We start from the raw sequence: 12,628 nt of genomic DNA on the forward strand, positions 1-12,628 counted from the left end.
GGTGCGGGATCGAGTCTAACCTGCCCCCCGGACTGCCCCGGCGGCGGGCCTCAGGCCGCCCGCGGGGTGAGGGTGAGCAGCGTGGCCTCGGGCGGGCAGGCGAACCGCACGGGCGCGTACGGGCTGGTGCCGAGGCCCGCCGAGACGTGCAGCCACGTCCCGTTCGGGTTCGCCGGCGTCGCGTCGGCCCACCGGTGCAGCCAGCGGACGCGGTCGCGGTCGATGCCGCAGTTGGTCACCAGCGCGCCGTAGAGCGGCACCCGCAGCTGCCCGCCGTGGGTGTGGCCGCACAGCAGCAGGTCGTAGCCGTCGGCGGCGAACCGGTCGAGCACCCGGGGCTCGGGGGAGTGCACCAGCCCGATCCGCAGGTCGGCCGTGGGATCGGCGCGGCCGGCCACCTCGTCGTAGCGGTCCCGCTTCAGGTGCGGGTCGTCCAGGCCGGCGAGGACGATCCGGCGGCCGTCGACCTTGAGCTCGCCGCGGGCGTTCGTGAGGTCCAGCCACCCCCGCCCGGTCAGCCCGTCGCGCAGGTCCCGCCACGGCAGCGGCTCGCCGTGCACCCGCTTGTGGTCGCGCTTGAAGTACTTCAGCGGGTTCTTCGGCTTCGGCGCGTAGTAGTCGTTGGACGACGTCACGAACGCGCCCGGCCGGTCGAGCAGCGGGTCGAGGGCGCGCAGCGTGGGCGGCACGGCGTCGAAGCCGGCGAGGTTGTCACCGGTGTCGATCACCAGGTCGGGCTCGAGCGCGGCCAGCCCGGCGACCCACTCCTGCTTGCTCCGCTGGCCCGCGGTCATGTGCAGGTCGGACAGCTGCAGGATCGACAGCGGCCGCGAGCCGGGCGCCAGGACCGGGACGTCGAAGCGGCGCAACGTCCAGCGGGTGCGCTCGTAGAGGCTCGCGTAGGCGACGGTGGCCGCGCCGGTGGTGACGGCGGCGGTGGGCAGGGCGGTGTACCAGCGCACGGTGGTCCAGCCTACGTGCCAGGCTGGGGGCGTGTCCGAGCTCAAGGAACAGCTGCGCGCCGACCTGACCACCGCGATGAAGTCCCGCGACGAGCTGCGCACCGCGACGCTGCGCATGGCGCTCACCGCGGTCACCGCCGAGGAGGTCGCCGGCAAGGAGGCCCGCGAGCTCAGCGACGACGACGTGCAGGCGGTGCTGCGCCGCGAGGCGAAGAAGCGCCGGGAGGCCGCCGACGCCTTCGCCGGGGCCGGGCGGCCCGAGCAGGCCGAGCGCGAGCGCGCCGAGGGCGAGGTGCTGGCCGCCTACCTGTCGGCGCAGATGGAGGACGCCGACCTGGCCGCCCTCGTGGCCGACGTCGTCACGCGGACCGGTGCGTCCGGCATGAAGGACATGGGCCGGGTCATGGGCGCGGCGAACCAGGCCGTCGCCGGGCGCGCCGAGGGTGCGCGGGTGGCCGCGGAGGTCCGCCGCCAGCTGGGCTAGTCGTCGTCGTCCCCGCCGCCACCGGGGCCGGAGTTGTCCCCGCCGCCGGGTCCGTTCCCCTGCTGGCCGTCCTGGCCGTTGTCGCCCTCGGCGGGCGGCTGCGGGTTGGCCGGCGGCGCGACGTAGCCGGAGCCGTCGCTCACCTGGATGGTGATCGTCTGCTCCTGGGTGGCGCGGGAACCCGACGGCGGGTTCAGGCCCAGGAACGTACCCTCCGGCTGGTCGCTCTCGACGACGGCGGTGTCGGACGGGAACCCGGCCGACGCCAGCGCGTCCTCGCAGTTGTCGACCGACGTGCAGTTCGGCACCACGCGGGTGTTGCCGTTCACGACCGTCTGGTCGGCGGGCGGGAACTCCGCCGTCGGCTGGTTGCTGAGGATCGGCAGCATCGCGTCGTGCCAGATGGTGGCCGGCTTGTTGCCGCCGAAGCCGCCGACGTTCTGGTTCTGCTTCGGGTTGAGCACCATCACGCTGGCCGTGTACTCGGGCGTGTAGCCGACGAAGGCGGCCGAGAAGTTGCTCTGCGACGTACCGGTCTTGCCGGCGATCTGGTGGCCCGGGACGTAGGCCCGCGCACCGGTCTGCCCCGGGTACCCCGGCTCGACGTCCTTGCGCAGGATCTGGTTCAGCGTGGTGGCCACGCCGCTCGGGATGGCCTCGGCGTGGCAGTTGTCCGCGGTGACGACGGGGGTGCCGTCCTCCTTGAGCAGCGGCTGGCCGTCGCGGCCGAGGACCTGCACGACCGGCGTCGGGTCGCACTGCGTGCCGCTGGCCGCCAGCGTGGAGTACGCGCTGGCCAGGTCGAGCGGGCTGGTGGGCTCCGGGCCGAGGGTGAACGAGCCCCGCTCCTCGGCGATGATCTGGTCGGCGATCGGGTCGAGCGAGTGCAGCCCCATCCGCTGGGCCATGCGCACCGGGCCCTCGACGCTGCCGAGCGCGTCCTCCAGCGCCACGAAGTAGGTGTTGGAGGACATGACGAGCGCCTGCTCCATGTTCAGCGTCCCGGGGTAGCTGCCGGCGTTCTCGACGCTGTAGGGGTTGCGGCCGTTCTTGTAGACGCGCGAGGTGTACCGGTCGCCGGTGGTCAGCGTGAAGTGCTGCGAGTAGCCCTCCTCGAGGGCCGCTGCGGCGGTGAACACCTTGTACGTCGAGCCGGCGCCCTGGCTGGCCGCGGTGTTGAGCACGACGGACTCGCACTCGGGCGCGTCGCAGCCGTACCGGCGGTTGACGCTCATCGCCAGCACGTGCCCCGTCCCGGGCTCCACCGCGGTGAACATGCCGGCCAGCGGGGCGCCCATGGGCAGCGTGTTGAGCACGGCCTGGTCGCCGGCCACCTGCATGTCGGGCCGCAGGGTGGTCTGGATGGTCAGGCCGCCGTCGTTGATCTGCTGGTCGGTCAGCCCGAGCGTGCCGGTGAGGTAGCTGCGGAGGTAGGCGCAGAAGAAGCCGCCGACGGCCGCGTCGACGCAGCCGTTCGCGGGCGGCTGGCCCGGGGTGACCGTGACCGGCGTGGCGAGCGCCTCGGCCAGCTGCTGGTCGTCGATGTGCCCGAGCCTGTGCATCCGGTTGAGCACCTGGTCGCGGCGGGTCTTGGCGTTCTCGGGGTTGGTGGTCGGGTCGTCGTTGGTCGGGCTCTGCACCAGCCCGGCCAGCATGGCGGCCTGCACCAGGTCCAGGTCGGCGGCGTTGACCGAGAAGTAGCGCTGGGCGGCGGCCTGGATGCCGTAGGCGCCCTGGCCGAAGTACACCGTGTTGAGGTAGCGGGTGAGGATCTCGTCCTTGGAGAACTCCTCCTCCATCGCCATGGCCAGGCGGGCCTCGCGCAGCTTGCGGCCCGGGGTCTGCTCGGTCGCCGCCTGCCGCTCCTCGGGGGTGTCCGCCGTCTGCAGCAGGGTCTGCTTGACCAGCTGCTGGGTCAGCGTCGAGCCGCCCTCCTGGACCGAGCCGGCGGCGACGTTGGTGACCAGCGCGCGCAGCGTGCCCTGCACGTCGAGGCCGTTGTGCTCGTAGAAGCGCGAGTCCTCGATGTCGACCAGCGCCTGCTTCACCAGGTCGCTGATCTGCTCGCTGGCGACCGGGATCCGGTTGTTCGTGTAGAAGTACGTGATCACCGAGCCGTCGGCGGCGAGGACGACGCTGTTGCCGGCGGGCGACTCGTCGGTCAGCTCACCGGGCAGCGCGTCGAGCAGCGACGCGGAGTTGCGGGCGACCAGGCCCGACCCCCCGATCCAGGGGAACAGCACACCGGCGAGCAGGGCCCCGGCGAGGACGATGGTCCCGGCCAGCTTGGCGAGGGTGGCGGACCGGACGCGCGCATTCTCCGACATCGCAGGCCAAGGTACCTGCCGGAGCAGCCCCGGGCCGTCGAGCTCAGGGACGGCGCGCGGGGAGGATCCGCGTGCGCGGCGTGCCGGTCGGGGTGTCGTCGTCCGGACCGATCAGTTCCGCTCCCATGCCGCGCAACCCGTCCAGGTCGTGGACGTCGCCGGCGGCGGCCGGGACGGTGCGGACGGCGACCTGCGGGTGGGCGCTGGTGAACCGGTCGGCCAGCCGCTGCTCGCGCGTGGCCAGGGTCATCCGCTCGGCGTGCACCCGCAGCGCGCCGGCCGCGACCTGCGAGCCCTTGCCGCCGGCCTCGAGCACCTCCTCGGCCGCACCCTCGGCGCGGGTCGCCGACAGCGCGGTGGTGGCCGGCGGGTGGGTGCGGTTGAGCACCAGGCCGGCCAGCGGCATGCCCTCGGCGGAGAGCCGGTCGACGAAGTAGGACGCCTCCCGCAGCGCGTCGGGCTCGGGGGTGGCGACGACGACGAACGACGTCCCCGGCATCCGCAGCATCTCGTAGGTGGCGGTGGCGCGTTCCCGGAAGCCGCCGAACATGGTGTCCAGCGCCGTGACGAACGCGGAGATGTCGCGCAGCAGCTGGCCGCCGAGGATCTTGGAGATGATCCGGCTGAACATGCTGAAGCCGGCGCCGACCACCCGCATGCCCACCCGTCCACCGGCCCGGGCCGGGGCGGTGAGGAGCCGGATCATCGTGCCGTCGAGGAAGCGGCTCATCCGGTTGGGGGCGTCGAGGAAGTCCAGCGCCGACCGCGAGGGCGGGGTGTCGACGACGATGAGGTCCCACTGGTCGGTGGCCCGCAGCTGGCCCAGCTTCTCCATGGCCATGTACTCCTGCGTCCCGGCGAAGGACGAGGACAGCGCCTGGTAGAAGGGGTTCTCGAAGATCTGCTGGGCCCGGTCGGGGCTGGTGTGCGCGGACACGACGTCGTCGAACGTCCGCTTCATGTCCAGCATCATCGCGTGCAGCTCGCCGTCGGCCCCCCCGACGTCCACCTTGCGCGGCTCGTTGTCGAGCTCCACCAGCCCGAGCGACTGCGCCAGCCGCCGGGCGGGGTCGATGGTGAGGACGACGACCCGGCGGCCGGCCTCGGCCGCGGCCAGCGCCAGCGCCGCCGACGTCGTCGTCTTGCCCACGCCGCCGGCGCCGCAGCACACGACGATGCGGGTCTCCGGCGACCGGATGAGGGCGGCGAGGTCCATCGGCGGGGCGACCCGGACGACCGAGCCCGTCACGCGGCGACCTCGGGGCTCAGGTGCTCCTCCAGCCGGCCGGCCAGCTCGAACAGGCAGCCCACGTCGACGGGCCCGACCAGCAGCGGCAGCTCGACGGTGGGCCGGCCGAGCGCGAGGACGTCCCCGCGCAGGGCGTCCTGGGCGGCCCACCGCTGGGCGTGCTCGACCGCCTCGGCGGCCAGGGGCGCGGCCAGCGAGGCCGGCAGGTGCGCCGACTCCAGGGCGGGCACCAGCTCGGCGCCGGTCAGCCGGCCCTCCGCCGCCCGGACCAGGCTGGACGGCGGCAGCGCCGGCTCGGTGGCCATGTTGACGACCACCGAGCCCACCGGCAGGCCGACGGCGGTCAGCTCCGCGATGGCGTCGGCGGTCTCCTGCACCGGCATGTCCTCGAGCAGGGTGACCACGTGCACCGCCGTCTGCGGGGACTTCAGCACCGCCATGACGCCGTCGCTCTGGGTCTTGATCGGGCCGGAGCGGGCCAGCTGGCCCATCTCGCCGGTGACGTTGAGGAAGCGGGTGATGCGGCCGGTCGGCGGCGCGTCGACGACGACGGCGTCGTAGACCCGCTTGCCGTCGTGCCGGCGGGTCACCGCCTCCTTGACCTTGCCGGTGATGAGCACGTCGCGCAGGCCGGGCGCGATGGCGGTGGCGAAGTCGATGGCGCCCATCTTGCGCAGGGCGCGGCCGGCCCGGCGCAGGTTGTAGAAGAGGTCGAGGTACTCGAGGAGCGCCTCCTCGACGTCGATGGCGAGGGCCTTGACCTCCCCGCCGCCGCGCGTGACGGCCACCCGCCGCTCCTCGTAGGGCAGCGGCGGGGTGTCGAACAGCTGGGCGATGCCCTGCCGGCCCTCGGTCTCGACGAGCAGGACGGTGCGGCCGTCGGCGGCCAGCGCCAGGGCCAGGGCGGCGGCGACGGTGGTCTTCCCGGTCCCGCCCTTGCCGGTCACCACGTGGCAGCGCACGGGCAGGGGCTCGGGGCTCACGGTGCTCAGCGTAGGAGGACCGTCTGTGCGGGGCCCGTCCCGGGAGGCGCTAGCGTCCCCTGCATGAGCGAACCGGTTCGCCGCAAGTGGGAGTACGCCACCATCCCGCTGCTGATCCACAACACCAAGGCGATCCTCGACTCCTGGGGCGTCGACGGCTGGGAGCTGGTCACCGTGCTCCCCGGTCCCGGCGGGGCGGAGCAGCTGGTCGCCTACCTCAAGCGCCCCTCCGACTGAGGACTGCCATGACCGCCCCCACGTCCCCGGACGCCGCGCCGAGCTGGCACGCCCGGCTCGCCGAGCTCGGCATCCGCCTGCCCCCGGTGGCCGCCCCGGTCGCCTCCTACGTGCCGGCCGTGCGCAGCGGCTCGCTGGTGTTCACCAGCGGCCAGCTGCCCTTCATCGACGGCGGGCTGCGCCGCTCCGGCAAGGTCGGCGGCTCGGTCGAGGTCGAGGAGGCCGCGGCCGACGCCAAGCTCTGCGCGCTCAACGCGCTGGCCGCGATCGACGAGCTGGTCGGGCTGGACTCGATCGCCCGCGTCGTCCGCGTCGTCGGCTACGTGGCCAGCGCCGAGGGCTTCAGCGGGCAGCCGCGGGTCGTCAACGGCGCCAGCGAGCTGCTCGGCAAGATCTTCGGCCCGGCGGGGGAGCACGCCCGCAGCGCCGTCGGCGTCGCCGAGCTGCCGATGAACGCGCCGGTCGAGGTCGAGCTGACCGTCGAGCTGAGGGGATGACCCCCGCCGAGCCGAGGCAGGCGGCCACCGTCCTGCTGCTGCGCGACGGTGCCGACGGGCTCGAGGTGTACCTGCTCCGCCGCACGCGGGGCATGCCCTTCGCCGGCGGGATGACCGCCTACCCCGGTGGCGGGGTCGACCCGCGGGACGGCGACGTGGACGTCGCCTGGGTCGGGCCCGCCCCGGCCGACTGGGCCGCCGCGTTCGGCTGCGACGAGCGGACGGCGCGCGAGCTGGTCTGCGCCGCGGTCCGGGAGACCTTCGAGGAGGCCGGCGTGCTGCTCGCCGGCCCCGCCGACGGCGGCGACGTCGTCCTGGACGTCTCCGGCGACGACTGGGAGGACCAGCGGCAGGCGCTGCTGTCCCGCGAGCTGTCGCTGGCCGAGCTGCTGGCCGGCCGCGGGCTGGCGCTGCGCTCGGACCTGCTGCGGCCCTTCGCGCACTGGATCACCCCGCCGGTGGAGCCGCGGCGCTACGACACGAAGTTCTTCGCCGCCGCCCTGCCGGTGGGGCAGGAGGCCCGGCACGTCTCCGGGGAGGCGGACGAGGCGAGCTGGCTGACCCCGGCGGCGGCCCTGGCCGAGGCGGAGACCGGCGGGCGGCCGATGCTCCCGCCGACCCAGCACACGCTCGGCCAGCTGCAGCCGTTCGCCGACGTCGCGGCCGCACTGGCCGGCTCGCCGCCGGAGCCGCTGCAGCCGATCAGCCCCACCTTCGAGGAGACGCCCGACGGCCGCTGGGCCGTGCTCCCCGACGGCACCCGCGTGCGCCTGGTGGTCCCGCTTCCCCAGTAGGAGGACCCCGCTCTCAGCGGGCGCGGCGGCGGAGGCGCTCCTCGTCGAGGACGACGACCGACTTGCCCTGCAGCTGGATCCAGCCGCGGTGCACGAAGTCGGCCAGCGCCTTGTTGACCGTCTCGCGGGAAGCGCCGACCAGCTGGGCCAGCTCCTCCTGGGTGAGGTCGTGGCGCACGCGCAGGCCGTCGGAGTCGCGGCTGCCGAAGCGGTCGGCCATCTGCAGCAGAGCCTTGGCGACGCGGCCGGGGACGTCGGTGAAGATCAGGTCGGCCACCGAGTCGTTGGTGCGGCGCAGCCGGCGGGCCAGCACGTGCAGCAGCCGCTCGCCGACCTCGGGGTGCGCCTCGATCCACGGGCGCAGCACCGACTGCGGCATCTTGGCCAGCTTCACGTCGGTCACCGCGGTCGCCGTCGCGGTGCGCGGGCCCGGGTCGAACACCGACAGCTCACCGAACTGGTCGGAGGGACCCATCACGGCCAGCACGTTCTCGCGGCCGTCGGGCGAGCGCCGCGACAGCTTGATCTTGCCGGAGAGGACGATGTACAGGCTGTCCCCCGGCTCGCCCTCGTTGAAGACCACCCGGCCGCGGGGGAGGGTGAGCGTCTCGAGGCGGCTGACCACCGGCTCCACGGCTTCTTCCGCAAGCCCCTGGAAGAGCCCGGACTGGGCCAGTACGTCGTCCACTGCACGTCCTCTCACTGCACGTCTCGCGCCGGACGCCCGGTAGGCATCCGTGTCCGACCGGTGAGTCTAGGGGGCTGTGCTGATCGTCACCCGTTCGAGACGGCGGTCGTGCCCCGGACGGGCGAGTGGGCGTGCTCACACCGTGCGCACGCCGACGGGGGTCAGACCAGCGGTTCCTGGGCGCGCCTGGTCCGCCCGCGGTTGCGGTTGCGCCAGCGGTTGAGCGCCCGGCGGACGCCCGACGTGGTGAGCGTGTCCACCTCGCCCGGGGTGGCGCTGGACAGGAACTCGGCCACCTCGCGGCCGGTCGCCGGGCGGCGCAGCGGCTCCTCGACCCGCTCCATGACCAGCAGGAAGGCGATCAGCAGCGGCGGGAACAGGATGACGATGAGGGCGACCATGCGAACCTCCTCGGCCCTTCTGCACGGGGTCGGGGTACCCACGCGCGGACGGGTGAGTCCTGGGACGGTGCCGTCCCCGGTCACGTGGCGCCGTCGATGATGGCACGCCCGGTCGATGTCGGCGGCTCCGCATACCCTCGACCGCGTGTCCCCGCCCGCGACCGCACGGCCCGCCTACGCCCGCCCGCTGACCGGGCGCTCCGCCGCCGGCCGCCGTCCGGCACGCGGGGCGCTGCCGGGCGGGTCACCGTTCGACGAGCAGGAGACCGCGCTCGCCCGCACCCGGCGGGCCCGCCGGATGGCCCGCGAGCTCGCGGTGATCCACCCCGACGCGCACTGCGAGCTGGACTTCACCAACGCCTTCGAGCTGCTGGTCGCCACGGTGCTCTCGGCGCAGACCACCGACAAGATGGTCAACAAGGTCACCCCGACGCTGTTCGCGAGGTACCCCGACGCGTACGCGCTGGCCGGCGCCGACCGCACGGAGCTCGAGACGATCCTCAAGCCCACCGGCTTCTTCCGCGCCAAGGCCGGCTCGGTGCTGGGCCTGGCCCAGGCGCTGGTCGAGCGGTTCGACGGCGAGGTGCCCGGGCGCATGGCCGACCTGGTCACGCTGCCCGGCGTCGGCCGCAAGACCGCCAACGTGGTGCTCGGCAACGCCTTCGACGTCCCCGGCCTGACCGTCGACACCCACTTCGGGCGGCTGGTCCGCCGCTTCGGCTGGACGGCGGAGGAAGACCCGGTCAAGGTCGAGGCCGAGATCGCCCAGCTGATCCCCAAGCGGGAGTGGACGATGTTCTCCCACCGGGTGATCTTCCACGGCCGCCGGGTCTGCCACGCCAAGAAGGCCGCCTGCGGCGCCTGCGGGCTCGCGCAGTGGTGCCCCTCCTTCGGCATCGGCCCCACCGACCCGGAGGTGGCGCTGAAGCTGGTCAGGACCCCGGCCGCATCGGACACCGAGTGAGAGCTCCGCGCGCCGCGCTCGCGGCACTCGTCCTCACCGGCCTCCTGGCCGGGTGCACCGGCAGCGAGCCGGAGTCGCCGCTGGCCACCCGCGGCACCAACCCCTCGGACGTCGCCGACTCGCCGCTGCTGCCGTGCCCGACGCAGCCGGACACCCCCGCCTCGGGCGCCGCGCTGCTGCCCGCGCTGTCGTTCGGCTGCCTCGGCGGCGGCACCTACGACCTGGGGCGCGCGCCGGGCGTGCCCACCGTGGTGAACCTCTGGGCCAGCTGGTGCGGTCCCTGCCGCGAGGAGCTCCCGCTGATGCAGGAGCTCGCCGACGCCGGCGGGTCGCAGCTCGCGGTCGTCGGGGTGATCAGCAAGGACGGCACCGAGCAGGCGCAGTCGTTCGCCACCGACGTCGGCGCGAGCTTCCCGGGCGCGTTCGACGGCGAGGGCGAGCTGATGACCGAGCTCGGCCTCAACGCGCTGCCCTACACCTACTTCCTCGACGCCTCCGGCGCGATCGCGTACACGCAGGTCGGCCCGGTCCGCAGCGTCGACGAGCTGCGCGCGCTGGTCGCCGAGCACCTGGGCGTCCAGCTGTGACCGCCGGGGAGCGCGATGCCGGCACCGATGGCGTCCCCGAGTACCTGCAGCGCCTCGTCGACGCCTCGATCGACCTGCCGCTGCGGCACGCCACACCGCGGGCGAGCGCGACCGCCCGCCGCTCGGCGGTGCTCATCCTCTTCGGCGAGGGGCCGGCCGGGCCCGACGTCCTGCTGATCGAGAAGTCGGCCGCGCTGCGCCGGCACGCCGGGCAGCCGGCGTTCCCCGGCGGCGGGGCCGACCCCGGCGACGACTACCCGGTGGAGACCGCGCTGCGGGAGGCGCAGGAGGAGGCCGGCGTCGACCCGGCCGGTGTCCGCGTGCTCGCCACGCTGCAGGAGCTCTACCTCATGCCGTCGGACAACCTCGTCGTCCCGGTGGTGGGCTGGTGGGAGGAGCCCGGCGACGTGTCGGTCGGCGACCCGCGCGAGGTGGCCCGCGTCGCCCGCGTCCCGCTGGCCGACCTGGTCGACCCGGCCAACCGGTTCCGGGTGTCGCACCCGTCGGGCTTCGTCGGCCCGGCGTTCGGCGTGGCCGACATGGTGGTGTGGGGCTTCACCGCGGCGCTGCTCGACGCGATCCTCGACGCCGCCGGTCTGGCCCGGCCGTGGGACCGGTCCGACGTCCGCCCGCTGCCCGAGCCCGGGGCGAGGCGCGCGGCCGCGCTGCCCGGCTCGCTCGACGACGACGACGCCGCGCCGACGGTGGCCGATCCCGCACCCGACGGCCCTCCGACGCGTACGGTCGGCCCGCGATGAAGGTGGGGGTGGGCTCGCCGAGACCTCGGACGGCCCGGCGGAGCGGAGCGCTCGTGGTCGGAGTGGTGCTGGCGGCCGGTGTGCTGGCCGGCTGCGGCGGTGGGGACGGCGGCGGCTCGCCCGCCGCGCCGTCGTCCGCGGCCGAGGGGCTCGGGGAGGTGACCACCGACGCCGAGGGCGTGCAGGAGGTCACCATCCAGACGCAGGACGACTACGTGTTCACCCCCGACACCTTCACGGTGCAGCCCGGGCGGGTGCGGCTGACCGTCGTCAACGTCGCCGAGCAGCTGACCCACAACTTCCGCTTCACCCCCGGCGAGACGCCGGAGCCGGTGGACGAGGAGATCCCGCTGCTCGCGCCGGGGCAGAGCGAGACGATCGAGTTCGAGGTCACCGCGCCCGGCGACTACGGGTTCGACTGCAGCTTCCACATCCAGCTCGGCCAGGTCGGCACCATGACGGTCGCGGCGGGGTGAGGCGGTGTCGCTCGTGGACCTGATCCTCATCGCGCTGGCGCTGCTGTTCGCCTTCTCCGGGTTCCGGCAGGGCCTCATCGTGTCGGCGGCGTCGTTCCTCGGCTTCTTCGGCGGCGCCGTGCTCGGGGCGCAGCTCTCCGGGCCGATCGCCGACCGGATGAGCGACTCCAGCGTGACCCGGGTGTTCGTCGCGCTCGTCGTGGTGCTGGCCGGGGCGCTGCTGGGCCAGCTCGTGGCCGGCGCGGTCGGCCGGGCGGTGCGCCGGCGGGTCACCTGGGAGCCGGCCAAGCTGGTCGACTCGGTGGCCGGCGCGGTGCTGTCGGCGGCCGCCGTCCTGCTGGTCGCCTGGATGGTCGCGACGCCCCTGGCGAGCTCGCCGTTCCCGCAGGTGGCCAGCCAGGTGCGCCAGTCGGCGCTGGTGCAGGCGGTCGACGAGGCGGTGCCCGACAGCGTCCGCTCCGTCTACGGGAACCTGCGCGAGGCGATCGAGCGCCGGGGGCTGCCCGACGTCCTCGACCCGCTCACGCCGACCGAGGCCCGCGACGTCCCCGCGCCCGACCCGAACCTGCAGAACAGCCCGGTCGTGGCCGCGGTGCAGGGCTCGGTCGTCAAGATCAGCGGCATCGCGCCGTCGTGCTCCCGGCAGATCGACGGCTCCGGCTTCGTCTACGCCGCGGGCCGGGTGATGACCAACGCCCACGTGCTCGCCGGCGTGACCGACCCGGTGGTCGAGGCCGAGGGCGAGGAGTACGACGCCGTCCCGGTGTACGTCGACGAGGCCACCGACATCGCCGTCCTGGCCGTCCCCGAGCTGCCGCAGGTGCCGCTGAGCTTCGCCCCCGAGGCGCTCGACACCGGTGCCGACGCGATCATCATGGGCTACCCCGGCGGCGGCGACCTGTTCGTCGGCCCCGCGCGCGTGCGCGACCGCGGGGAGATCAGCGGGCCCGACTTCCGCAACACGACCACGGTCGTCCGCGACGTGTACGCGCTCTACGGGCAGGTGCGGGCCGGCAACTCCGGCGGGCCGCTGTTCGACACCGAGGGCCGCGTGCTGGGCGTGGTGTTCGCCTCGGCGATCACCGACCCGGACACCGGGTACGCGCTGACCCTCGACCAGATCTCCGAGGCGGCCACCGAGGGCGCCACCTCCCAGGTCCGCGCCGACACCGGACCGTGTGAGTGAAAGGACCCCCGTGCCCCCCACCGCTCGCACGCTCG

The 12,628-nt window shown here is 74.3% G+C and carries 15 protein-coding genes; 9 read left to right on the top strand and 6 right to left on the bottom strand.

The genetic code is table 11. The features are described 5' to 3' along the window. Nucleotides 1–50 precede the first annotated feature (50 nt). On the bottom strand, nt 51–962 hold the full coding sequence (locus ACI8AF_RS01450; protein WP_456537870.1) for a metallophosphoesterase: 912 nt from the start codon (nt 960–962) through the stop codon (nt 51–53). Between the two features lie 31 nt (nt 963–993). Between ACI8AF_RS01450 and ACI8AF_RS01455 the strand changes: the two genes are divergently transcribed. Beyond that, nucleotides 994–1,446 (top strand): GatB/YqeY domain-containing protein, encoded by a 453-nt coding sequence (locus ACI8AF_RS01455; RefSeq protein ID WP_456537871.1) that lies wholly within the window; start codon nt 994–996, stop codon nt 1,444–1,446. On the opposite strand, the gene ACI8AF_RS01460 is transcribed toward ACI8AF_RS01455, so the two are convergent. From ACI8AF_RS01460 to ACI8AF_RS01470, 3 genes are read right to left on the bottom strand one after another with little or no spacing between them, the layout of a single operon-like run. Then, nucleotides 1,443–3,773 carry a transglycosylase domain-containing protein gene (locus ACI8AF_RS01460; RefSeq protein WP_456537872.1) on the bottom strand — a complete coding sequence of 777 codons (2,331 nt, stop codon included), beginning with the start codon at nt 3,771–3,773 and terminating at the stop codon, nt 1,443–1,445. The genes ACI8AF_RS01455 and ACI8AF_RS01460 overlap by 4 nt on opposite strands. Before the next feature lie 43 nt (nt 3,774–3,816). Next, complete coding sequence (locus tag ACI8AF_RS01465) at nt 3,817–5,022, bottom strand: ArsA family ATPase (protein ID WP_456537873.1); 1,206 nt, start codon at nt 5,020–5,022, stop codon at nt 3,817–3,819. Then, a complete protein-coding gene (locus ACI8AF_RS01470) occupies nt 5,019–6,005 on the bottom strand; it encodes an ArsA-related P-loop ATPase (RefSeq protein ID WP_456537874.1) in 987 nt (328 codons plus the stop codon). The genes ACI8AF_RS01465 and ACI8AF_RS01470 overlap by 4 nt, the downstream gene beginning before the upstream one ends. Before the next feature lie 63 nt (nt 6,006–6,068). On the opposite strand from ACI8AF_RS01470, the gene ACI8AF_RS01475 reads away from it, so the two are divergent. The 3 genes from ACI8AF_RS01475 to ACI8AF_RS01485 are packed head-to-tail and all read left to right on the top strand — an operon-like array spanning nt 6,069 to nt 7,533. Continuing rightward, the gene (locus tag ACI8AF_RS01475; protein WP_456537875.1) at nt 6,069–6,242 is read left to right on the top strand and encodes a hypothetical protein; all 174 of its coding nucleotides are present in this window, start codon (nt 6,069–6,071) and stop codon (nt 6,240–6,242) included. 8 nt (nt 6,243–6,250) lie between these two features. Continuing rightward, nucleotides 6,251–6,739 (top strand): RidA family protein, encoded by a 489-nt coding sequence (locus ACI8AF_RS01480; RefSeq protein ID WP_456537876.1) that lies wholly within the window; start codon nt 6,251–6,253, stop codon nt 6,737–6,739. Beyond that, nucleotides 6,736–7,533, top strand: coding sequence for an NUDIX hydrolase (locus ACI8AF_RS01485; RefSeq protein ID WP_456537877.1), 798 nt, complete (start codon nt 6,736–6,738; stop codon nt 7,531–7,533). The genes ACI8AF_RS01480 and ACI8AF_RS01485 overlap by 4 nt, the downstream gene beginning before the upstream one ends. Nucleotides 7,534–7,546: 13 nt before the next feature. On the opposite strand, the gene ACI8AF_RS01490 is transcribed toward ACI8AF_RS01485, so the two are convergent. Together ACI8AF_RS01490 and ACI8AF_RS01495 are read right to left on the bottom strand one after the other, a co-directional pair. Further along, complete coding sequence (locus ACI8AF_RS01490; protein ID WP_456537878.1) at nt 7,547–8,221, bottom strand: Crp/Fnr family transcriptional regulator; 675 nt, start codon at nt 8,219–8,221, stop codon at nt 7,547–7,549. A 161-nt stretch (nt 8,222–8,382) separates the two neighbouring features. Further along, on the bottom strand, nt 8,383–8,622 hold the full coding sequence (locus ACI8AF_RS01495) for a hypothetical protein (protein ID WP_456537879.1): 240 nt from the start codon (nt 8,620–8,622) through the stop codon (nt 8,383–8,385). Nucleotides 8,623–8,767: 145 nt separating this feature from the next. Between ACI8AF_RS01495 and nth the strand changes: the two genes are divergently transcribed. From nth to ACI8AF_RS01520, 5 genes are read left to right on the top strand one after another with little or no spacing between them, the layout of a single operon-like run. Further along, nucleotides 8,768–9,586, top strand: a complete 819-nt coding sequence (gene nth / locus ACI8AF_RS01500; protein ID WP_456537880.1) for an endonuclease III — start codon at nt 8,768–8,770, stop codon at nt 9,584–9,586. Further along, nucleotides 9,583–10,173 carry a TlpA family protein disulfide reductase gene (locus ACI8AF_RS01505; protein ID WP_456537881.1) on the top strand — a complete coding sequence of 197 codons (591 nt, stop codon included), beginning with the start codon at nt 9,583–9,585 and terminating at the stop codon, nt 10,171–10,173. The genes nth and ACI8AF_RS01505 overlap by 4 nt, the downstream gene beginning before the upstream one ends. Beyond that, complete coding sequence (locus ACI8AF_RS01510; RefSeq protein ID WP_456537882.1) at nt 10,170–10,931, top strand: NUDIX hydrolase; 762 nt, start codon at nt 10,170–10,172, stop codon at nt 10,929–10,931. Before ACI8AF_RS01505 ends, ACI8AF_RS01510 begins: the two co-directional genes overlap by 4 nt. Before the next feature lie 53 nt (nt 10,932–10,984). Beyond that, complete coding sequence (locus tag ACI8AF_RS01515) at nt 10,985–11,407, top strand: plastocyanin/azurin family copper-binding protein (protein ID WP_456537883.1); 423 nt, start codon at nt 10,985–10,987, stop codon at nt 11,405–11,407. Nucleotides 11,408–11,411: 4 nt separating this feature from the next. Continuing rightward, entirely contained in the window at nt 11,412–12,593 is a 1,182-nt protein-coding gene (locus ACI8AF_RS01520; RefSeq protein WP_456537884.1) for a MarP family serine protease, read from the top strand. Nucleotides 12,594–12,628 lie beyond the last annotated feature (35 nt).

The sequence above is a fragment of the Blastococcus sp. SYSU D00669 genome (assembly GCF_054050715.1).

Coding starts and splice junctions, on each gene's coding strand:
- ACI8AF_RS01460 (WP_456537872.1), bottom strand. CDS start 3,773: ATGTCGGAGAATGCGCGCGTCCGGTCCGCCACCCTCGCCAAGCTGGCC.
- ACI8AF_RS01475 (WP_456537875.1), top strand. CDS start 6,069: ATGAGCGAACCGGTTCGCCGCAAGTGGGAGTACGCCACCATCCCGCTG.
- ACI8AF_RS01480 (WP_456537876.1), top strand. CDS start 6,251: ATGACCGCCCCCACGTCCCCGGACGCCGCGCCGAGCTGGCACGCCCGG.
- ACI8AF_RS01485 (WP_456537877.1), top strand. CDS start 6,736: ATGACCCCCGCCGAGCCGAGGCAGGCGGCCACCGTCCTGCTGCTGCGC.
- ACI8AF_RS01495 (WP_456537879.1), bottom strand. CDS start 8,622: ATGGTCGCCCTCATCGTCATCCTGTTCCCGCCGCTGCTGATCGCCTTC.